Annotated in this window: 17 protein-coding genes; 4 read left to right on the top strand and 13 right to left on the bottom strand. The window is 62.3% G+C overall.

The annotated features are described in order from the left end of the window. Nucleotides 1-195 precede the first annotated feature (195 nt). Both AC4PTT_RS07865 and AC4PTT_RS07860 read right to left on the bottom strand, forming a co-directional pair. Complete coding sequence (locus tag AC4PTT_RS07865) at nt 196-660, bottom strand: hypothetical protein (RefSeq protein WP_113155623.1); 465 nt, start codon at nt 658-660, stop codon at nt 196-198. 214 nt (nt 661-874) lie between these two features. After that, nucleotides 875-1,240 (bottom strand): DUF488 domain-containing protein, encoded by a 366-nt coding sequence (locus AC4PTT_RS07860; protein WP_206543878.1) that lies wholly within the window; start codon nt 1,238-1,240, stop codon nt 875-877. A 261-nt stretch (nt 1,241-1,501) separates the two neighbouring features. On the opposite strand from AC4PTT_RS07860, the gene AC4PTT_RS07855 reads away from it, so the two are divergent. Genes AC4PTT_RS07855 through AC4PTT_RS07845 form a run of 3 tightly spaced genes read left to right on the top strand, consistent with a single transcriptional unit; the run spans nt 1,502 to nt 3,167 of the window. After that, nucleotides 1,502-1,663 (top strand): hypothetical protein, encoded by a 162-nt coding sequence (locus AC4PTT_RS07855; RefSeq protein WP_206544343.1) that lies wholly within the window; start codon nt 1,502-1,504, stop codon nt 1,661-1,663. 40 nt (nt 1,664-1,703) lie between these two features. After that, a complete protein-coding gene (locus tag AC4PTT_RS07850; protein WP_236042179.1) occupies nt 1,704-2,282 on the top strand; it encodes an SCO family protein in 579 nt (192 codons plus the stop codon). 12 nt (nt 2,283-2,294) lie between these two features. Beyond that, nucleotides 2,295-3,167: a 50S ribosomal protein L11 methyltransferase gene (locus tag AC4PTT_RS07845; RefSeq protein ID WP_206543879.1), complete on the top strand. Its 873-nt coding sequence runs from the start codon at nt 2,295-2,297 to the stop codon at nt 3,165-3,167. Between the two features lie 262 nt (nt 3,168-3,429). Here AC4PTT_RS07845 and AC4PTT_RS07840 read toward each other — a convergent pair whose 3' ends face one another. After that, nucleotides 3,430-3,609: a hypothetical protein gene (locus AC4PTT_RS07840; protein ID WP_113155628.1), complete on the bottom strand. Its 180-nt coding sequence runs from the start codon at nt 3,607-3,609 to the stop codon at nt 3,430-3,432. Nucleotides 3,610-3,834: 225 nt separating this feature from the next. Here AC4PTT_RS07840 and AC4PTT_RS07835 point away from each other — a divergent pair, with 225 nt between their 5' ends. Further along, a complete protein-coding gene (locus tag AC4PTT_RS07835) occupies nt 3,835-5,664 on the top strand; it encodes an aminopeptidase P family protein (RefSeq protein WP_492162442.1) in 1,830 nt (609 codons plus the stop codon). Between the two features lie 20 nt (nt 5,665-5,684). Here AC4PTT_RS07835 and AC4PTT_RS07830 read toward each other — a convergent pair whose 3' ends face one another. From AC4PTT_RS07830 to AC4PTT_RS07785, 10 genes are all read right to left on the bottom strand, one after another. After that, nucleotides 5,685-5,984, bottom strand: a complete 300-nt coding sequence (locus AC4PTT_RS07830) for an AzlD family protein (RefSeq protein WP_113155630.1) — start codon at nt 5,982-5,984, stop codon at nt 5,685-5,687. Then, on the bottom strand, nt 5,981-6,709 hold the full coding sequence (locus AC4PTT_RS07825) for an AzlC family ABC transporter permease (protein ID WP_492162441.1): 729 nt from the start codon (nt 6,707-6,709) through the stop codon (nt 5,981-5,983). Before AC4PTT_RS07825 ends, AC4PTT_RS07830 begins: the two co-directional genes overlap by 4 nt. 425 nt (nt 6,710-7,134) lie before the next feature. After that, the gene (gene ligA, locus AC4PTT_RS07820; protein ID WP_492162440.1) at nt 7,135-9,246 is read right to left on the bottom strand and encodes an NAD-dependent DNA ligase LigA; all 2,112 of its coding nucleotides are present in this window, start codon (nt 9,244-9,246) and stop codon (nt 7,135-7,137) included. A 129-nt stretch (nt 9,247-9,375) separates the two neighbouring features. After that, nucleotides 9,376-11,049, bottom strand: a complete 1,674-nt coding sequence (gene recN, locus AC4PTT_RS07815; RefSeq protein WP_206543884.1) for a DNA repair protein RecN — start codon at nt 11,047-11,049, stop codon at nt 9,376-9,378. Nucleotides 11,050-11,325: 276 nt separating this feature from the next. After that, entirely contained in the window at nt 11,326-12,168 is an 843-nt protein-coding gene (locus tag AC4PTT_RS07810) for an outer membrane protein assembly factor BamD (RefSeq protein ID WP_222474089.1), read from the bottom strand. A gap of 171 nt (nt 12,169-12,339) precedes the next feature. After that, the gene (gene lpxC / locus AC4PTT_RS07805; RefSeq protein ID WP_113155635.1) at nt 12,340-13,278 is read right to left on the bottom strand and encodes a UDP-3-O-acyl-N-acetylglucosamine deacetylase; all 939 of its coding nucleotides are present in this window, start codon (nt 13,276-13,278) and stop codon (nt 12,340-12,342) included. A 381-nt stretch (nt 13,279-13,659) separates the two neighbouring features. Continuing rightward, on the bottom strand, nt 13,660-15,372 hold the full coding sequence (gene ftsZ, locus AC4PTT_RS07800) for a cell division protein FtsZ (RefSeq protein WP_475081794.1): 1,713 nt from the start codon (nt 15,370-15,372) through the stop codon (nt 13,660-13,662). Between the two features lie 69 nt (nt 15,373-15,441). Beyond that, complete coding sequence (ftsA, locus tag AC4PTT_RS07795) at nt 15,442-16,758, bottom strand: cell division protein FtsA (RefSeq protein WP_113155637.1); 1,317 nt, start codon at nt 16,756-16,758, stop codon at nt 15,442-15,444. After that, complete coding sequence (locus AC4PTT_RS07790; RefSeq protein WP_113155638.1) at nt 16,755-17,633, bottom strand: cell division protein FtsQ/DivIB; 879 nt, start codon at nt 17,631-17,633, stop codon at nt 16,755-16,757. The genes ftsA and AC4PTT_RS07790 overlap by 4 nt, the downstream gene beginning before the upstream one ends. Before the next feature lie 29 nt (nt 17,634-17,662). Continuing rightward, the gene (locus AC4PTT_RS07785; protein WP_113155639.1) at nt 17,663-18,589 is read right to left on the bottom strand and encodes a D-alanine--D-alanine ligase; all 927 of its coding nucleotides are present in this window, start codon (nt 18,587-18,589) and stop codon (nt 17,663-17,665) included. Nucleotides 18,590-18,770: the final 181 nt, after the last annotated feature.

The raw sequence follows: 18,770 nt of genomic DNA, 5'->3' as shown, positions 1-18,770 counted from the left end.
CTAGACCCAGCGGCAAAATCGGGAAACGGTTTTCCGTCCAGAATTTCGTGAAAACAGGAACAAGGGGTCAGGTGGAATCACCTGACCCGCAAAATGCGCGGCCCCGACGGGAATCGAGCGTTTCGGTTTTCTGGAAGGAGCAAACCCGGGCGGCTGTAAGCGCACTCACCCGGCCCGCAACGTTTGCGCGCTGCTCTAGGCAGCCTTTTGCGGATCGACGTAGACGAACTTGCCGTCTTCATTTTTCTCGCGGGTCAGAATGCCGTTGCGGGCATGGCGCGAGAGCGGGCCTGAAAAGGCGTTCGACTTGTAGCGCGTGCCAAACTGGCTCTGGCAGTGGGCGACGACATCGCCAATCGTGCGCGGCTCGCTGAAGAAATCGCCTTCAAGCAGCTCATTCAGCGCCGCGACCGCGCCCCTGGCGCTGTCGGTGGTCGTCTTCTTGCGTCCGGGACGCGGCGTGTTGCGCACAATGTGCATCATGCCCGGTCCGGCAATGTATCCATCGATACCATTTTCGGACAGGCCGGCAACCTGACCGTCGCGCTGGCCCAGAACAAGCTCCACGACGCGCAATTGCACCGCTTCAGACTCGAACTTGTTCACCGCCTCGGAAAGCTCGGCAAGTTGCTGCTTTAACTTGTCAAAATCCTTGATCATAAAATCCGCCCCGATGCCGCAGCTGCCCAAAACAAGCGCGCTGCCTGAACACATATGTCTCTGTCTGTATGAATGAAGTCAAGAGAGAGCCCCTGCGTATACGCTAAAGGCAAACAGGTTTCATTACCGGCTCTACTCTTTTTTACAAGAAACAGTCATTTGCGAAAAAGTACAATGGCAGGTTGCCGTTTTCAGAATTCGTATACTTTTTCCCTCAGCCATCCGTGCTTTCTTGAAGAAGATTGCGGATCACAGCCGCCTGATTGCGCTCACGGTCCCGCGCCGAGAAAAGCAGCGTCACAGGTCCTTTCCGCGCTTTTTCACGCAAGTCTTCGAGAAGATCAGGCTGCGCCTTCAATTCAGCGCAATATCTGTTGCAGAACGTGTCCCAGCGCTCCGGCTGATGCGCAAACCACCGGCGTAGCTCGTGGCTCGGCCCGATCTGAGGCAGCCAGCTTTCAAGCGCAGCGCGCTCCTTGCTGACGCCGCGCGGCCACAGCCGGTCGACGAGGATGCGCGCCCCATCCTCCGGCTCGACAGGATCATAGATCCGCTTGAGACGAATGCCCGCAATCGACATTGCCCGGTCTCCTGCTCATTGGCGATACAATCATCCACACCCGATGATTGAAGATCAAGGACACCATTTCCTAGCCGTGAATGCCTATTGTGTTCCTGCGGGCCAGAAACCCGCGCAATGCCTCCAGGCAAAACACCTCAACCCCGCAGTCCTCCCGTCGCGCTCCCGGCGACGGGAGGTTCCCTCCCCTTCCGATTTTCTGCACAGGCTTGCGACAAGATGGGCTTTGCGTCCGGCAGCGCATTTCGCCTATCATGGGGCATGAAAACAAACGGCTCCAGGCCTTTGGCCAACTGGATCGTGATGGGCGCGGCAGCATTGGTTCTTGCCGCCCTGACCGGTCTTGTCTTTGCCATGTGGCTGGAGAACGGAGCCGACATCTTTCTCGCGCTGGCCCAGTCCGGGCTGGCCTGGTGCCTCTGACACCGCCTTTCAGCGCTTTCTTGTTTCCGGGTGAACTTCAATGATGCGATCCATTCTTATCGGCATTCTCGCGGTCATGGCCGTGGGCGTCGGACTTCTTACCTTCCAGTGGTACCAGCAGCAGAATTCCGGCAGGGCCTTCGGCGTGCCGTTCGAACTGGTCGATCAGGATGGCAACACCATCACCGAGGCCGCCTTCAGGGGCGGGCCGCGCGTCGTCTTCTTCGGCTTCACCCATTGCCCGGAAGTGTGCCCCACCACGCTGTTTGAACTGGATGGCTATCTGGAAGAGCTTGGCGAGGAAGGCGAGGAGATCGAGCCCTATTTCGTTTCCATCGATCCCGAGCGCGACACGCCCGAAGTGATGAAGACCTATCTCTCCAACTTCTCCGACCGCATCACCGGCATCACCGGCGATCCCGAGAAGGTGGCGGCCATGGCCAAGGGCTTCTCCATCTATGTGCGCAAGGTCGAGCTTGAAGGTGACGACTACACGATGGACCACACCGCATCGATCCTGCTGCTCGACAGCGATGGCGACTTTTTCGGAACGATCGCCTATGAAGAAAATCGTGACACCGCAATCGCCAAGCTGAAGCGTCTGGCGAACGAAACCTGACATCGGAAATCCATGGGCCAGACACGACTTTTCCTGACCGCTCAGCGCGAACAAGCCGAAGCGATCTTTTCTATCCTCGATACCCGTTTTGAAGAGGATGGGCTGCCGATCAGCATCTTCGAACCGGAAGAAGACAGCGGGATCTTCCAGATCTCCGTCTACACGGAAGACGATGTCGACCAGCTCGAAAAGCAGGTTCTCGAATGTCTGGCCGGCATATCGCCCACGCCCGCGCTGGAGCGCGAGACGGTGCCGGATATCGACTGGGTCAGCCATTCGCTGGAAGGGCTGCAGCCCGTCCGCGTCGGGCGCTTTCTGGTTCATGGCAGCCACGACCGGCATCTGCAGCGCATCGGCGACATCGCCATCGAGATCGATGCGGGCCTCGCCTTCGGAACCGGCCATCATGGCACCACTGCCGGCTGCCTTGAAGCGATTGCCGATGTCCTGAAATGCGAGCAGCCGCGCAATGCGCTGGATCTGGGCACCGGCAGCGCCGTTCTGGCGATTGCCGTGGCCAAGGCCGCGCGCATCCCGGTTCTGGCAACCGACATCGATGACATCGCCACGCAGGTCGCCCGCGCCAATGTCCAGCTCAACGGCGTCACCAGCCTGGTCGACACGCAGACGGCGCCGGGCTTTCACCACGCCATCTTTGCCCAGCAAAAACCCTTCGACCTGATCGTGGCAAACATTCTGGCCCGGCCGCTGATGGGCCTTGCACCGGCCATGGCCCGGCATCTCACGCCGGGCGGCTCGATCATCCTGTCAGGCATTCTCGAGCGTCAGCGCCGCGCCGTCATCGCGGCCTACAGCGTTCAGGGCTTCCGGCACATTCGCACGCAGGCGCGTGAGGGCTGGGTCACCATTCACATGAAGCGCTAGATCCCGGACGCCCATCAAGCGCCATAAAAGGCGATCCGGACGGTGGATGAAGCATCCCAACAACCCCAAAGCTGGATTCCACACTTCGATCCAATGGCTTAAGGTGTTTTTCAGTTGGGTGGCACTATCTGACGTCCGCAGAACGTGACACCAACCAAATGGGCGAAACAGCGTCTCCATGAGGCAACAGCCCGCTCCATGACAAACAAAAACCCCGAAAGCAAGGCTTCCGGGGTTTCGGTCAAACGCTGTTACCAGCGGATCAGAACATGTGCGACACGCTACGGCTGCGCTTCAGCTCTTCACGGTTGTAGCCGTGAGCACGCAGGGTCTCGTCGTCAAGCATCAGAAGCGCGCCGTTGACATAGCTCCGGACCTGCTTCTGACGAGCTTCGATCAGCGCGTCGAATGCGCCGCGGAAAAAGCCACGCTTATTGGCCATCTGAGTTCTCCTAAAAATCCTGCGAAGGATGTTCCCTCGCCCGTGGCCCTGTAGATAGGCCTGTCTTTCCGGCACAACCAGCGCAGTTTGCGCATGGCTACCATCTCATTTTGCATTGCACACTTGAAATTGTGCAGCGCAACATACCGCCTCGCGTGAAACCCGTTCCGCTTTCTTCGGCCATGCTGTAGGTTCGGGCCGATTTCGAAGAAGCGACAGGGTTCCATGTTTCAGTCTTTTGATGTCACCGCCGATCCCAGCCAGGGCATATCCCGCGTTGGACGGCTCCGCGAAGCGCTCCTGAAGGCCAATCTGGACGGCTACCTCATTCCCAGGGCGGACGAGCATCAGGGCGAGTATGTCGCCCCCTCCTCGGAGCGGCTTGCCTGGCTCACCGGCTTCACCGGCTCTGCCGGCGCTGCCCTTGTCATGAAGGACCGCGCCATTCTCTTTGTCGATGGCCGCTACACGCTTCAGGCAGCGGAACAGACCGATCCATCCACCTTCACCGTGGAAAGCCTGATCGAGAATCCGCCAAAGGACTGGATCGGCCAGAACGCGCCGAAGGGCGCGCGCATTGGCTTCGATCCCTGGCTTCACACGATTGCCGAACTGCGCGCGCTGCGAAAGGCGGCTGCGACGCGCGGCGTCGAGATAGTGCCGGTCGATGACAATCTGGTGGACAGTATCTGGGATGATCGCCCCGCCCCGCCGCTTGGACCGGCGCGCATCCAGCCGAAGGAATACGCAGGCGAACTGGCGAGCGCCAAGCTCGAACGGATGGCCGAGACCGTGCGCGAAGGCGGCGCGGACTGCACCGTTCTGACAGATCCGTCATCACTCGCCTGGGCGTTCAACATTCGCGGTCAGGACGTGCCGCACACCCCGCTCGCGCTCGGCTTCGCGCTGATCCCCGGCGAAGGGCGTCCGATCCTGTTCATCGACAAACGAAAGCTCGACCGGGAGACCGAAGCCTATCTGACGCAGCTTGCCGATCTGAAAGCGCCCTCCACGCTCGACGACGTGCTGGCCGAGCGCGCCGAGGGCGGCAACGCAATCGGCCTCGACCCGGTGCTGGTCGCCGAGCGGTTGCGGCAGGTTGCCGAACAGGTCGGCGGAAGCATTGTCGATCTGGGCGATCCCGCCCGCCTGCCCCGCGCCATCAAGAACGCGACGGAGCTTGAGGGCGCGCGCGCGGCGCACCGCCGCGATGGCGTCGCCATGGTGCGTTTCCTGAGCTGGCTGGACCGGCAGAACCCCGGCACGGTCGACGAGATCAGCGCCGTGCGCAAGCTGGAAGAAAGCCGGGCGGATACCGGGCAGGACCTGCAGATGCCGCTGCGCGACATCTCGTTCGACACGATTTCCGGCGCCGGCCCCAATGGCGCGATCATCCATTATCGTGTGACCACGAAAACCAATCGCACGCTTGGCCAGAACGAGCTCTATCTGGTCGATTCCGGCGCGCAATATGAAGACGGCACCACCGACATCACCCGCACGGTGATTTCCGGCACGCCAAATGATGAAATGCGCGAGCGCTACACGCGGGTTCTCAAGGGGCTGATCGCGCTCACCACCGTGCGCTTTCCCAAAGGCACGCGCGGCATGGATCTCGATCCCTTCGCACGTCATGCCCTCTGGCAGGCCGGGCTCGACTATGCCCATGGCACCGGCCACGGCGTCGGCTCCTATCTTGCCGTTCACGAAGGGCCGCAACGGGTCGCCAAAACCGGTACGCAGGCGCTGGAAGCCGGCATGATCCTCTCCAACGAGCCCGGCTATTACAAACCGGGCGGCTATGGCATTCGTCTGGAGAATTTGATCGTCGTCGAGCCTGCCACCGCAATCGAAGGCGGCGAGATCGACATGCACGGTTTCGAAACACTCACCCTGTGCCCGTTCGACCGCCGTTTGATCGACACCGCCCTGCTCTCAACGCAGGAGCGCGCCTGGCTCGATGCATATCATGCGCAGGTGCGTGACACGCTCTCGCCCCTGCTCGATGGAGAAGCGCTTGGCTGGCTGGAGAAAGTGACCGCCCCGCTCGATTGAGCGGGGACCGGATCGGGCATCTAACCAAGCAGGTGGCGGAGCAGAATCAGCACCGCCGCCGATGACAGAAACATCGGCATCATACCGCCCGTCACCAGCGAAACGGCGATGCCGGTCACAAGGGCCGCCGTTTCGGCCACGCCGCCATTCATCGCCGCCGGTGCGACCAGTGTGGTCAAAACCGCTGCGGGAACCGCATTGAGGCCCGCCTCCACACGCGGATGAATGCGCTCGAAGCGCGACAGCACCACATGGCCGCCAACGCGTGTCAGAAAGGTCAGGAGTGCGCCTGCCAGAATGATCCAGACTGTCGTGCTCATGACTTCTCCTTCCGTGCCCGCGTGCCCGGCGCCACGGCGGCGGCAAGCGCCACACCGGCAATGGCTCCGATCGAAACATGCCAGGGCGAGCCGACCGTGCGATACGCGATCACCGATACAACGGCGCTCATCAGCACCACCGGCAGCCAGAAAGACCGCTTTCGAAAACTCATGACGAGGCCGAGGAAATAGATCGGCAGAAGGAAGTCGATGCCCAGAGCCTGCGGATCAGGCACCAGATTTCCAAACAGCGCGCCAACCCAGCCTTCCGCCACCCAGCACAGATAGAGCGGCAGTGCGGAGCCCATATACCAGCCGAAGGTGATCTTGCCATGTGTTTCGCCACGGCGCTCGGCTTCCGCAAAGACCGGATCAGCCAGCAGGAAGAACCCCATCAGACGCTGCACCGGCCCCCAATGCGCAATGCGCCTTCCCGTGGTGGCCGAATAGAGCACATGCCGGAAATTGACGGCGAAGATGGACAGGACGATGAGCCATGGCGCAACCTTCTGGCCGAACAGGTCGATGCCGACCATCTGGCTCGCGCCCGCAAAGATCGTCGCGCTCATCAGCACGACTTCGAACGTGGTGAAACCGTTTTCGACGGCCAGCGCCCCGAACAGGAGGCCGAACGGCATCGCCGCGACGACCACGGGCACGCTGTCGCGCAACCCATCCATAAATTCGCGCGGAGGCGCATCTTCTCTGGCAATTTCGACTGACATCAAACCCTCAAAAGCGCGACCCTAGGTCAGCAGTGCTGACCAGTCACGTGAATTCCTTTGAACCACGGACCAGTGAATACCGAAGCTGACCTGACGCATCGAGCTTCCAAGGGTTTAGAGTGTTGCTGGAGCTGTCCGGATGCTCAGGCATGGATCCTCGGGTCAAGCCCGAGGATGACGAGTGTGTTTTAACGCTTGCACGCAATCGCATTCAAACTGGACTGGACACTATCCCCCTTCGTCATCCTCGGGCTTGACCCGGGGATCCATGCCAGAACGCCACGACCGCATAATCACCCAGCCAAAGGGGGCCAGCGGCACGGTGCTCTTCAAACAGTGCACCACCGACGGCGCGCTGTTTGAAGCGCATCGTGCTTTCAATGGGTTAGAGCGTCCGTTGTGCGTCCGAACGGACGCATGGCGCTCTAACCTCCGACGCGCTCGAACCACGTGTCTTCGTCGATCACCTCGATGTCGAACTCCGCCGCCTTCTTGAGCTTGGAGCCTGCGCCGGGGCCGGCCACCACCAGATCCGTCTTCTTGGAGACGGAGCCGGCAACCTTCGCGCCCAGCCGTTCGGCCATGGCCTTCGCCTCATCGCGCGACATGCGTTCGAGGCTGCCGGTAAAGACGATGGTTTTGCCGGCCACGGGCGAATCGGCGGCCGGGCGCTCGGCTTCCTTCACGGTCACTTCGCCTGCCAGACGCTCGACCAGTTCCCGGTTGTGCGCCTCGCCGAAATACTGCGCGATGGAAGCGATCACCGCATCGCCGATATCGTCAAGCGCGTCCATTTCCTCACGCGCCTGCGCGTCGCCATTGGCCACCGCCAGGGCGGCATCGTGGAACTCCTGCCAGCTGCCATAGGCGCGCGCCAGGGTCTTCGCCGTCTGCTCGCCCACATGGCGAATGCCAAGCGCATAGACCATGCGCTCCAGCGTGATCGTGCGGCGCTGCTCAATGGCCTCGAACAGCTTGGCGGCGGAGGTTGCACCCCAGCCTTCCTTGTCCTTCAGCTTCTTGAAGCTTTCGGCGTCGCGCGCAGCCAGCGTGAAGATGTCGCCCGGCGCTTTCACCGGCAGGTCGGGATCGTTGAAGAAGAATTCGATCTGCTTCTCGCCAAGCCCGTCAATGTCGAAGGCGCGGCGCGAAACGAAGTGCCGCAGATGCTCCACGCGCTGGAACGGGCAGGCAAACTCGCCCGAACAGCGGCGCACCACCCCCTCAACGCCAGAGCCGATGCCCTCGCGCACCACCGGCGTCTTGAGATCGCAGGGGCAGACCGTGGGAAACGCGAAGGGCACGGCGTCTTTGGGACGCTTCTCCTCGATGAAGCCGAGGATCTGCGGGATCACATCGCCGGCGCGCTGAACCGTCACCGTGTCGCCGACCATCACGCCCAGCCGCTCGATCTCCTCGGCATTGTGGAGCGTCGCATTGGTCACCACCACACCGCCGACCGTGACCGGCTCCAGCCGCGCAACCGGCGTCAGCGCGCCCGTGCGCCCCACCTGAATGTCGATGCCATGCAGGATCGTCGTCGCCTTCTCGGCCGGGAATTTGTGGGCAATCGCCCAGCGCGGGCTGCGCGAGACGAAGCCGAGCCGCCGTTGCAGTTCAAGATCGTCCACCTTGTAGACCACGCCATCGATGTCATAGGGCAGCATCGCGCGCTCTTCCTCGATCTTGCGATACTGCGCGATAAGCGCTTCGGCACTCTCGCAGCGCTTCATCAGATCGTTGACGCGGAACCCGTATTCCTCGAGCGCTTCCACCATGCCCGTCTGCGTGTCAGACGGCATTTCCGACACCTCGCCCCATGCATAGGCAAAGAATTTCAGCGGCCGGGCGGCGGTGACGGAGGAATCGAGCTGGCGCAGCGAACCGGCAGCCGTGTTGCGCGGGTTCACATAGGTCTGCTTGCCCGCCTCTTCCTGGCGCTTGTTCAGCGCGAAGAAGTCGGCATGGGTCATATAGACCTCGCCGCGCACCTCGATCACCTCGGGCGGATTGCCCGCAAGCACGCTCGGGATGTCAGCAACCGCACGCGCATTGGCCGTCACGTTCTCGCCCTCCTGCCCGTCGCCACGGGTGGCGGCGGAGATCAGGCGACCGTTTTCATAGCGCAGAGAAAGCGACAGGCCGTCGATCTTGGGTTCGGCGGTCATCACCACCGGCGCGTCGGCGGCAAGCTTCAGATAGCGGCGGATGCGCGCCACGAAGTCGATCACGTCCTCGTCGGAAAAGGCATTGTCGAGCGACAGCATCGGCACTTTGTGCCGGACCTTCTCGAACTTCCCGGAGACAGGCGCACCAACCCGCCGCGAAGGCGAATCGTCCCGCACCAGAACCGGAAAATGCTGCTCGATGGCCAGGTTGCGCCGCCGCAGCGCGTCATAGTCAGCATCCGAAATCGCCGGAGCGTCTTCAGCGTGATAGAGCCGGTCATGCTTGGCGATCTCAAGGGCGAGCGCCTCGAGTTCTTCACTGGCTTGGGCTTCCGTCAGCGTGTCAACGGCGGGCTTGGCTTTGGGCATGACAATGGATCCGACTGTGTGAAACGGCGCGCAGTGTAAAACATTCGCGCCCGATAGGGGCAGCGGTCTTTTTAAGCGCCTGAAGCCTGCTGACAAGGGTCGCCGGCAAACCCCGAACAGAAGAATGGATCAGGAGGCGACTGCGTTGCCCTGAAGCAGTTTGTGCGCGGCTGCACGCGCCTCGTCGGTCACCGTGGCGCCAGCCAGCATGCGGGCGATCTCTTCGCGCCGTGCGTCGGTGTTCATCACCGAAACGCCGGTCGCGACGCGGTCCGTATCGCCGCTCTTGGCGATCAGGTAATGCGTGCCCGCGCGCGCCGCCACCTGCGGCGCATGGGTCACTGAAAGCACCTGAATGCGGTCGGAAAGGCGCGCAAGGCGCTGACCGATGGCATCTGCCACCGCACCGCCCACGCCCGTGTCGATCTCATCGAAAACGAGCGTCGGCGCAGAACCGCGATCCGCCAGCACCACCTTGAGGGCCAGCAGGAAGCGCGAAAGCTCGCCGCCCGAAGCGACCTTCATCATCGGGCCTGCGCGGGTGCCCGGATTGGTCCGCACCCAGAACTCCACATGGTCGATGCCATCCTCGCCCCGGTCGTCGGCCTCGGTGGCAATCTCCACGATAAACTCGGCGCGCTCCAGCTTGAGGGCCGGCAGTTCTGCCATGACGGCCTTGCTCAGCGTCAGAGCCGTCTCACGGCGTCGCTGAGAGAGTTCTTCCGCCGCAGCGCTGTAGATACCGATCGCAGCCTTCGCCCGCTCCTCCAGCGCGCCAAGGCGCTCCTCACCGGCGTCGAGGTCATCCAGATCGCCCACCATGCGGGCGCACAGCTCGGCCAGATCATCCACCTGGACATTGTGCTTGCGCGCAACGGCGCGCAGCGCAAAGAGGCGCTCTTCCGTGTCTTCCAGACGCTTCGGATCGAACTCGGTTGCGCGCATCGCCTCATCCACACCGGACTGGGCGACATCAAGCGACAGAAGCGCTGAATCGAGCGGTTCGATGATGCCGTCAAGAAGGCCCGGCGCCTCTTCCGCCTTGCGCTGCAAGCGGCGCAGCAGGCTGGAGAGCTGTGACACGGGCGACGCATGGCCAGACAGCACTTCCTGCGCATCGGAGATGTCGGACGCGATCTTCTCCGCACGCATCATGTCCGCGCGTTCGCCGGCGAGCACCGCTTCCTCGTCCGGGCGCGGATCGATCTTGGTCAATTCCTCCACCGAGGCGCGCAGGAAATCGGCCTCACGGGCCGCAGCCTCAACACGCGCACGGTGCCGCGCAAGCTCCTGCTCACACTGGCGCAGATCGCGCCATGCGGTGCGCACACGCTCAACGTCAGGCCCATGCCCGCCAAATGCGTCAAGCAGGTCGCGGTGCATCGCGGCATCGACAAGCGCGCGCTCGTCATGCTGGCCGTGGATCTCGACAAGCTGTCGCCCCACCTGCCGCATCAGCGCAACGCTGGATGGCTGGTCGTTGATGAAAACACGGGTGCGACCATCCGCGCTCTGCACGCGGCGCAGAATGACGTCGCCCTCATCGTCTATGGCGTTCTCGGCCAGCACGGCGCGCACGGGGTGTGCCGCCGGCAGATCGAACACGGCGATCACCTGCCCCTGATTTGCGCCATGGCGCACAAGTGAGGCGTCGCCACGGCCACCAAGAGCCAGTGAGAGTGAATCGAGCAGGATGGACTTGCCCGCGCCGGTCTCACCGGTCAGAACCGAGAGCCCCGAGGAAAAATCCATGTCGAGGCGTTCAATCAGGACGATATCGCGGATCGACAGATGAGACAGCATGGTTAGGGTCAGGACCTGTTGATATGGCCGAAATGGTCGGCCTGATTTGTACGGATACGCGAAGCAAGGCTGCAGGAAGACTTAATGTCTTTCAAGGCCTTGCGACAAAGTAGTCCGTGCAAATAAGGCCGATCCGAAGGACGCTCGGTAGACCGGCGACCTGCCGTGTCAAATCCCTTGACCGGGGGGAAGCCCCCGCTCTGCGGGCTTTTCCTTACATTTCTTGGTCTATCGAACGCCATTGCGACCATATCAACAGGTCCTGACCCTAATGCGTCAGCCGCCCAGAATTGCCGCTCCAGCCTTGGAAATCCAGGAACCGCTGTTTTCACGCGGCTCCAGCCCGCCAGACTGCAGCAATGCGTAGGAATCCTTGTACCACTGGCTGTCCGGGTAGTTGTGCCCCAGAACGGCAGCAGCCGTCTGCGCTTCCGACACCAGGCCCATCGCGTAATAGGCTTCGGTCAGGCGCGCGAGCGCTTCCTCGACATGGCGTGTGTTGGGATAACTCTCCACCACACCACGGAAGCGGCGCACGGCGGCAACATATTCACGACGCTCGAGATAGTAGCGGCCGATCTGCATTTCCTTGCCGGCGAGCTGGTCGCGGGCAATGCGGATCTTGGCTTCGGCATCCGGCACATATTCCGAATCCGGCCAGCGCTGCACAACCTCTTCCATCGCTTCGACGGTGCGGCGCGCCTCGCGCTGGTCCTGCGTCACATCGCGGATCTGGCGGAAATAGCTCAGGCCAACGAGATACTGCGCATAGGCTGCATCTTCCGTGGTCGGATAGAGCGCCACATAGCGCTTGCCGCTGTTGATAGCCTCGTCATACTTGCCCTGCCGGTAGTTGGCGAAGGTGTTCATCACCATCGCCTTGCGGGCGTATTCCGAATAGGGGTGCTGACGGTCGATGGACTCGAACTTCGCGCTCGCCTCCTTCAGCCGTCCGGCATTCATGTTGGCCAGCGCCTGATTGTAGAGCACGTCAGCCGGATCAGTCTGTTCGACATAGGTCGACAGATCAAGGTCCTTCTCCGCATTACAGGCGGAAAGAAGAAGCGAAACGCCAAGCACGGAAGCTGTCGTGATGGCAGCTCTGCCTGTCCTGGTCATGCCGGCAACAAAAGTTGAACGCATTTCGCCTCTCGCAAACGGAAAATCGATATCGGAACGCAGTCATAGAGCAAATGACCGCCACGCGGCAACGCTATTGCCCGCCAATCGTACAATTTTGTGGCACGAGGAAGGAAGCGCAGGCCCTGAACTGGCGCATAAAGCGCAGAACTAAAGCGTCCAGGGCGCGTAAACGGGTGCGCTGACGGCAACCATTTCCGCACGACGTCCCTGCTCACGACGCGTCGTTTCGACGATCTCGTAGGCAGAATGGTCGGTCAGAAGGTGGCGCAGTGCAGCCGCATTGAGTCGGTGTCCGCCACGGTAGGAGCGGAAGCAGCCGATGAAACGCGCACCGGCCAGAGCCAGATCACCCACGGCGTCGAGCATCTTGTGACGCACGAACTCGTCAGGGTAGCGCAGGCCTTCCATGTTGATGACCTTGTGGTCCTCACCGATGACGACCGAGTTCTCCAGCGAAGAACCGAGCGCATAGCCGGCAGCCCACAGCCGCTCAACATCCTTGATGAAACCGAAGGTACGGGCGCGCGCAACCTCTTTGCGGAAGTTCCCGGCATTCAGGTCCAGCGCAAGCGCCTGCCGGCCGATGGCCGGAGTGTCGAAATCGATATCGACCTCGAAACGCGTGCCGTCATAGGGGCGGAACTCCGCCCAGGAACCACCATTGTCGACGCGAACCGGTTTGACGACGCGGATATAGCGGCGCTTGACGGCAAGCGTTGCAATGCCGGCCTGCTCGAACGCATCCATGAAACCGATGGCGCTGCCATCGAGAACCGGCACTTCGGTGCCGTCGATCTCGATCACGACATTGTCGATGCCGACAGCCAGAAGCGCTGCCATGAGATGCTCGACCGTGGCGACATATTCGCCGCGGGCATCGCCCAGCGCCGTGCAGAGATCCGTCTGGCAGACTTCAGAGGCGAGCGCGCGAATCACGCGACCGGTGCCGGCCTCGTCGATCCGCTGAAACACGATACCCGTGTCGGGCTCAGCCGGAGAAAAGTGAATGGAAACGGGCTTACCGCTGTGAACGCCGATACCCGAGAGAGAACAGCGCGATTTGAGTGTCGTCTGATATTCGAGCAAAATGGTCCCCGTAAGCTCTCAAAGGCCTGCGCTCAGTCAAGCGCCAGCACGTCCATGGTTTTCAGGACAACACCCCCAAAATGCGTCCCACGCCCCGCCTTTAGTTGCGACGGAAGATAATGTCGCCAAATACAGACTCCAAATCACGCTTTCTTACTTCTTGTTACGGCATCACAAAAATCAGATTCAGCCATAACGACATGATTTGTTTAGGAATTTTTAACAAAAAGGGGGATGCGCCGCATCCCCCTCCCTGACATTTCGTTACAGGCGTTACCGCCGGAGCATCGGACCGAAAAGCGGAATCCGGTTTTCGGTTGATTCCGATGCTCTTCAAAAACCTGGATCGTCCTTTGTGCATCCAATTGGATGCACGGCGATCTAGTTGGCCTGCCGGCGAAGGAAAGCGGGAATCTCCAGCTGATCCTCTTCCTGCACATTGCGCTGCTGCGTGGTCAGGCGGCCATGCTCGTCGAGACGGCCCTGACGCGGCGCATAGAGCTGACCGTCGCTTTCGGGTGCACGGCGCGCCTGCGGGGCTGCCTGACGCAGCTTCGGCTCGCGCGGCTGCTCCGAATAACCCTGCTCGGGGTCACGACGCGAAAGACCATGCGTGAGGCGCTTGATCAGGCCCATCGGACCACGATCCTCATGCTCCTGCGCCTGGGCTTCCATCTCGGCCTTCACGACCGGCGGGAAGTCCTCGACGCGCGGCATGCGCGGTGCGGCGGCCTGCGGCTGCGGCTGAACCTGCTCGGCGCGCGGCTGCATCGGAGCCGGCTGCGGCTGCTGCGGAGCCTGTGCGGCGACCGGAGCCGGTGCGGGCTGCTGCTGTACCGGCTTGGGAGCCGGCGCAGGCGCTGCGGCCTTCGGAGCCGGCTGAACCGGCTGTGCGCCACGGAAGAGCGAGCTCTGCGGCTGGAAACCACCATTGCTGACGGCAGGACGCGGCGTCGGCGCACGGGCGGCTACCGGAGCAGGTTCGGCGCGCTCGGCCTCACGGATTGCTTCGGCCACCGGATCGGCAACAACCTGCGGCTTGGCTTCAACGGCTGCCGGGCGCTGCATTTCCACCGTGCGCGGCTGAGCCGGACGCGAAGCGGATGCAGGTGCGGAAATCTCCGCTGCCGACTTGTCGATGCCGGTCGCGACGACCGAAACGCGGATGACGCCTTCCAGGTCTTCGTCGAAGGTCGCGCCGAGAATGATGTTCGCGTCCGGGTCCACTTCCTCGCGAATGCGGGTCGCAGCTTCGTCAACCTCGAACAGGGTCAGGTCGCGGCCGCCGGTGATCGAGATCAGAAGGCCGCGTGCGCCCTTCATGGAGCTCTCGTCCAGCAGCGGGTTGGCGATTGCAGCCTCGGCGGCGGCCATTGCACGGCCCTCGCCGGATGCTTCGCCGGTGCCCATCATGGCCTTGCCCATCTCGCGCATCACCGAGCGAACGTCGGCGAAGTCGAGGTTGATCAGGCCTTCCTTGACCATCAGGTCGGTGATGCAGGCGACACCCGAGTAGAGCACCTGGTCGGCCATCGCAAAGGCGTCGGCGAAGGTGGTCTTGTCGTTGGCGATGCGGAAGAGGTTCTGGTTCGGGATGACGATCAGCGTGTCAACGCACTTCTGCAGTTCCTCGATGCCGGCTTCCGCCGTCTTCATGCGGCGCTGGCCTTCGAAGTGGAACGGCTTGGTGACGACGCCAACGGTCAGGATGCCCTTCTCGCGGGCGGCGCGGGCCACAACGGGCGCAGCACCGGTGCCGGTGCCGCCGCCCATGCCGGCGGTCACGAAGCACATGTGGGTGGAGGACAGGTGATCGACCAGTTCGTCGATGCATTCTTCGGCGGCGGCCCTACCAACTTCCGGCTGCGAACCGGCACCAAGCCCCTCGGTCACGGCAGCGCCGAGCTGGATCAGGCGCTCGGCCTTGGACTGGGTCAGAGCCTGTGCATCGGTGTTTGCGACGACGAACTCGACGCCACGCAGACCGGCATTGATCATGTTGTTGACGGCGTTGCCGCCCCCGCCCCCAACACCGAAAACGGTGATGCGTGGCTTCAGCTCGGTAATGTCCGGCTTCTGCAGATTGATAGTCATTGTCCTCGTCCTTTCCGCCTTTGCCGCCGCCTGGTCGCCGCCGCGGTCGTCAATTTGGGGCCGCCCCCGCTAGAAGTTGCTTCTCAGCCACTGGCTGACGCGCTGGAACCGGCCGCCAGTGCCAGTCGCGCGCGTGAATATGCCGCTCTTTCCGCTGCGGCCACGGTTTTCGAACTCCGCAACCTGCGGATAGATCAAGAGGCCCACCGAGGCGGAGAAAGCCGCCCCCTTGGCCGCTTCCGGAAGCCCCGCCACGCCGAGCGGACGCCCGAGCCTGACATTGCGCCCGAAAAGCCGGCGGGTTGCCTCAGGCAGACCGACAAGCTGGCTAGCGCCACCCGTCAACACCACCCGACGCCCCACCAGGCCGCCATATCCGGAGCGGTTCAGCTTGTCGCGAGCCATCTCCAGCGTTTCTTCGATGCGCGCGCGGATGATCCGGGTCATCACGGCGCGCGGCACCTGGATCGGCTGTTCGCTCGGGTCCGCCCCCATCGGGTGGATCGAAACGATGTCCCGGTCGTCGCTCGAAGAGATGAGCGCCGAACCGTGCATGACCTTCAGCCGCTCCGCATCCTCAAGCCGCGCCGACAGGCCGCGCACCAGATCCATGGTCACGTGGTTGCCGCCAACCGGCAGCGCCTCGGCCCACACGAACTTGCCTTCGGCGAAGACGGAAATCGTCGTCGTGCCGCCGCCCATGTCGATGCAGGCCGCACCCATCTGCGCCTCGTCATCCACAAGTGCAGCCAGACCGCTTGCGTAGGGCGTTGCCACCATGCGCTCGACCGAAAGGTGCGAACGGTTGATGCAAAGCTCCAGATTGCGCAGCGGCGCTGCGTCCGCCGTCAGGATGTGCATGTCGACGCCGAGTTCCGCACCAACCATCCCGCGCGGATCGCGAATGCCGCGCTCGGCATCGAGGCTGAAGCCCGTCGCCAGCGAATGCACCACTTCACGCTCGGTCTCGAGCCCCTGGCGCGCACCGGCCGCGAGAACGCGGTTGATGTCGGACCGGGCGACCTCGTGACCGCCAAGATTGATCGACGCCGAGATCGTCTCGCTGCGCAGGCGTCCCGCCGACACGTTGACGATCAGCGAATCCACCGTCAGGCCCGCCATGCGCTCGGCCGCGTCCACCGCAAGCCGGATCGATTCCTCGGCCCGGTCGAGATCGATGATGACGCCGGACTTCACGCCCTGCGACTGCTGATGACCGATGCCGATGACCTTCACACGGTGCGTGCGATGGCGCAGCGCGCGGCCTTCCTCCGCCGGCATGAGCTTGGCGATGATGCAGCACACCTTGCTCGAACCAACATCGAGAACCGTGATGATGCCGGAGCGGCGCGCAGCGTTCTTCTTGGGATCTGATAACCAGCTCATATCTGCGCCCCACCTGCAATCCGCGCCTTGTAACGCTTGCGCATCGCTTCCTGGTGATCCTCGGCGGCATCCTCGGACAGGCCGATGGCGATGCGATCACCAAGACGCATATCCACCGAGGTGATGTCACGCGACAGAAGGCCCTTCTGGCGATCGAGCGAAGCCAGTGTCGCCAGCGTCAGCGCCTCGTCACGCTCGGGCAGTTTGATGGTCACGCCATTCTTCAGACGCAGATCCCAGCGCCGGTCGCCAATGCGGATATAGGCGCGCACTGCATCCGCAATCGCGGGATGACGCGCCACCTTGGCAATGAACTCCGGTCCGGCCTCACGCGCACCAACGCCGATCACCATCGGCAGCGCCGTGTAGCGCCCGCCATCGAACGGCGCGATCACCGAACCATCCTTCTCGATCAGGGAAAGCTCGTTGCCATGCTGCCAGATCGCGAAAGGCTTCTTCTCGGTGATGTCGACTTCAAGCGTCGCCGGGTAAATCTTGCGGACAGCCACACCTTCGACCCATGGCAGGGCGGAAAGCCGCTCGCGCGCGCCCTCGGCGCTGAAACCGACCAGCGCCGTCCAGCCGTCGAGACCCACTTCCTGGATCACGTCGATCTCGGACGTTTCATCATTGCCGACCACATGTACCTGCGCAATCGCCAGACCGGTGCGCGCGGTCACACTCTGCACCACCTGCGGCAGATGTCCACCGGCAAGCGTTCCGTAGATCGCGGTCGCGCCGAGAAGGGCAGCTGTTGCAATACTCGCGCCAAAGCGCGGCGGCTCCACTTCGCCCGCATTGACGCGCTGCATGAAGCGGGCCGGCCGGCGCAGCCAGCGCGGCAGCACCACATCGCCGCCACGACGCCTTGCCATGTACCGGTCCTTCCCAGCCTTTGATGACGTCAGCGAGAACACGAAGCGTCCTCCACAATCCAACTCAACAATTCACCAAACCCAATTCCCGCCGCTGCGGCGATCTCGGGCACCAGAGAGGTTGGCGTCATGCCGGGCTGCGTGTTCACCTCCAACCAGACAAGCTCTCCATCAGCGGATTTGCGATCGTCAAAACGGAAGTCGGACCGGGACACGCCCCGGCAGCCAATAGCCTTGTGTGCCGTGAGGGCCAGTGTCTCTATTTTTTGGTAAATATTTGGTGAAATTTTTGCCGGGCATTCGTGTTTTGACCCACCCGGAACGTATTTCGAGTCGTAATCGTAGAAGGTGTGACCGACCGGAATGATCTCGGCAATGCCGAGCGCACGATCACCCATCACCGCACAGGTGAACTCGCGTCCGGCCACATAGCGCTCGACCATCACGCGCTCGCCATACTGCCAGTCCGTCGAGCTGATGATCTGCGGGGGCGTGCTCTGCCCCTCCTGCACGATCACCACACCAAAGCTGGACCCCTCATTGACGGGCTTCACCACATAGGGCGGCTCCATCGGGTGCTCATTGCCGATCTGGAAACGGTTGACCACCAGCGCGTCGGCGACCGGAATGCCCTCCGCCTTCGCCACGGTCTTGGCAAGCTGCTTGTCCATGGCAAGCGCGGACGCCAGCACGCCGGAATGCGTGTAGGGAATGTCGAGATATTCGAGAATGCCCTGAATGGCCCCGTCCTCACCGAACGGACCATGCAAAGCATTGAAGGCGACATCGGGATTGAGATCAGACAGGACCCGCGCAACATCGCGCCCCACATCGACGCGCGTGACAGCATAGCCCTCGACTTCGAGAGCGTCGGCGCAGGCAGTACCGGAAGAAAGACTAACCGGCCTCTCGGAGGAGAATCCCCCCATCAGGACGGCAACGTGCTTCCTCTTCATTTTCCGGCTACCCCCTTGTCCAAGCGCCCGGAATTTCGGGCAATATTCCGCATTGGCCGAGCAAGACCTCCTCAAATGGGAAAGCCCCCGACCCGAACGCCGCGACTCAAATCAGTGATTACTTATGGGCCAAAGAATCAGAGGTTTGATTCCAAGGCAAGGGCTTGAGATTCCCGAAGAT

Source organism: Nitratireductor sp. WH36-1 (assembly GCF_058725515.1).
Note: the sequence above shows the minus strand (reverse complement) of the source record. Positions and strands in the feature narration are given on the sequence as shown.

What these genes read in the sequence shown, in the direction of transcription:
- AC4PTT_RS07790 (WP_113155638.1), bottom strand. Translation starts at nt 17,633, where the DNA reads ATGGCAAGGCGTCGTGGCGGCGATGTGGTGCTGCCGCGCTGGCTGCGC.
- ligA (WP_492162440.1), bottom strand. Translation starts at nt 9,246, where the DNA reads ATGCCCAAAGCCAAGCCCGCCGTTGACACGCTGACGGAAGCCCAAGCC.
- AC4PTT_RS07845 (WP_206543879.1), top strand. Translation starts at nt 2,295, where the DNA reads ATGGGCCAGACACGACTTTTCCTGACCGCTCAGCGCGAACAAGCCGAA.
- ftsA (WP_113155637.1), bottom strand. Translation starts at nt 16,758, where the DNA reads ATGAGCTGGTTATCAGATCCCAAGAAGAACGCTGCGCGCCGCTCCGGC.
- AC4PTT_RS07830 (WP_113155630.1), bottom strand. Translation starts at nt 5,984, where the DNA reads ATGAGCACGACAGTCTGGATCATTCTGGCAGGCGCACTCCTGACCTTT.
- AC4PTT_RS07810 (WP_222474089.1), bottom strand. Translation starts at nt 12,168, where the DNA reads ATGACCAGGACAGGCAGAGCTGCCATCACGACAGCTTCCGTGCTTGGC.
- AC4PTT_RS07835 (WP_492162442.1), top strand. Translation starts at nt 3,835, where the DNA reads ATGTTTCAGTCTTTTGATGTCACCGCCGATCCCAGCCAGGGCATATCC.
- AC4PTT_RS07840 (WP_113155628.1), bottom strand. Translation starts at nt 3,609, where the DNA reads ATGGCCAATAAGCGTGGCTTTTTCCGCGGCGCATTCGACGCGCTGATC.
- recN (WP_206543884.1), bottom strand. Translation starts at nt 11,049, where the DNA reads ATGCTGTCTCATCTGTCGATCCGCGATATCGTCCTGATTGAACGCCTC.
- AC4PTT_RS07855 (WP_206544343.1), top strand. Translation starts at nt 1,502, where the DNA reads ATGAAAACAAACGGCTCCAGGCCTTTGGCCAACTGGATCGTGATGGGC.
- AC4PTT_RS07860 (WP_206543878.1), bottom strand. Translation starts at nt 1,240, where the DNA reads ATGTCGATTGCGGGCATTCGTCTCAAGCGGATCTATGATCCTGTCGAG.
- AC4PTT_RS07850 (WP_236042179.1), top strand. Translation starts at nt 1,704, where the DNA reads ATGATGCGATCCATTCTTATCGGCATTCTCGCGGTCATGGCCGTGGGC.
- AC4PTT_RS07865 (WP_113155623.1), bottom strand. Translation starts at nt 660, where the DNA reads ATGATCAAGGATTTTGACAAGTTAAAGCAGCAACTTGCCGAGCTTTCC.
- ftsZ (WP_475081794.1), bottom strand. Translation starts at nt 15,372, where the DNA reads ATGACTATCAATCTGCAGAAGCCGGACATTACCGAGCTGAAGCCACGC.
- AC4PTT_RS07785 (WP_113155639.1), bottom strand. Translation starts at nt 18,589, where the DNA reads ATGAAGAGGAAGCACGTTGCCGTCCTGATGGGGGGATTCTCCTCCGAG.
- AC4PTT_RS07825 (WP_492162441.1), bottom strand. Translation starts at nt 6,709, where the DNA reads ATGTCAGTCGAAATTGCCAGAGAAGATGCGCCTCCGCGCGAATTTATG.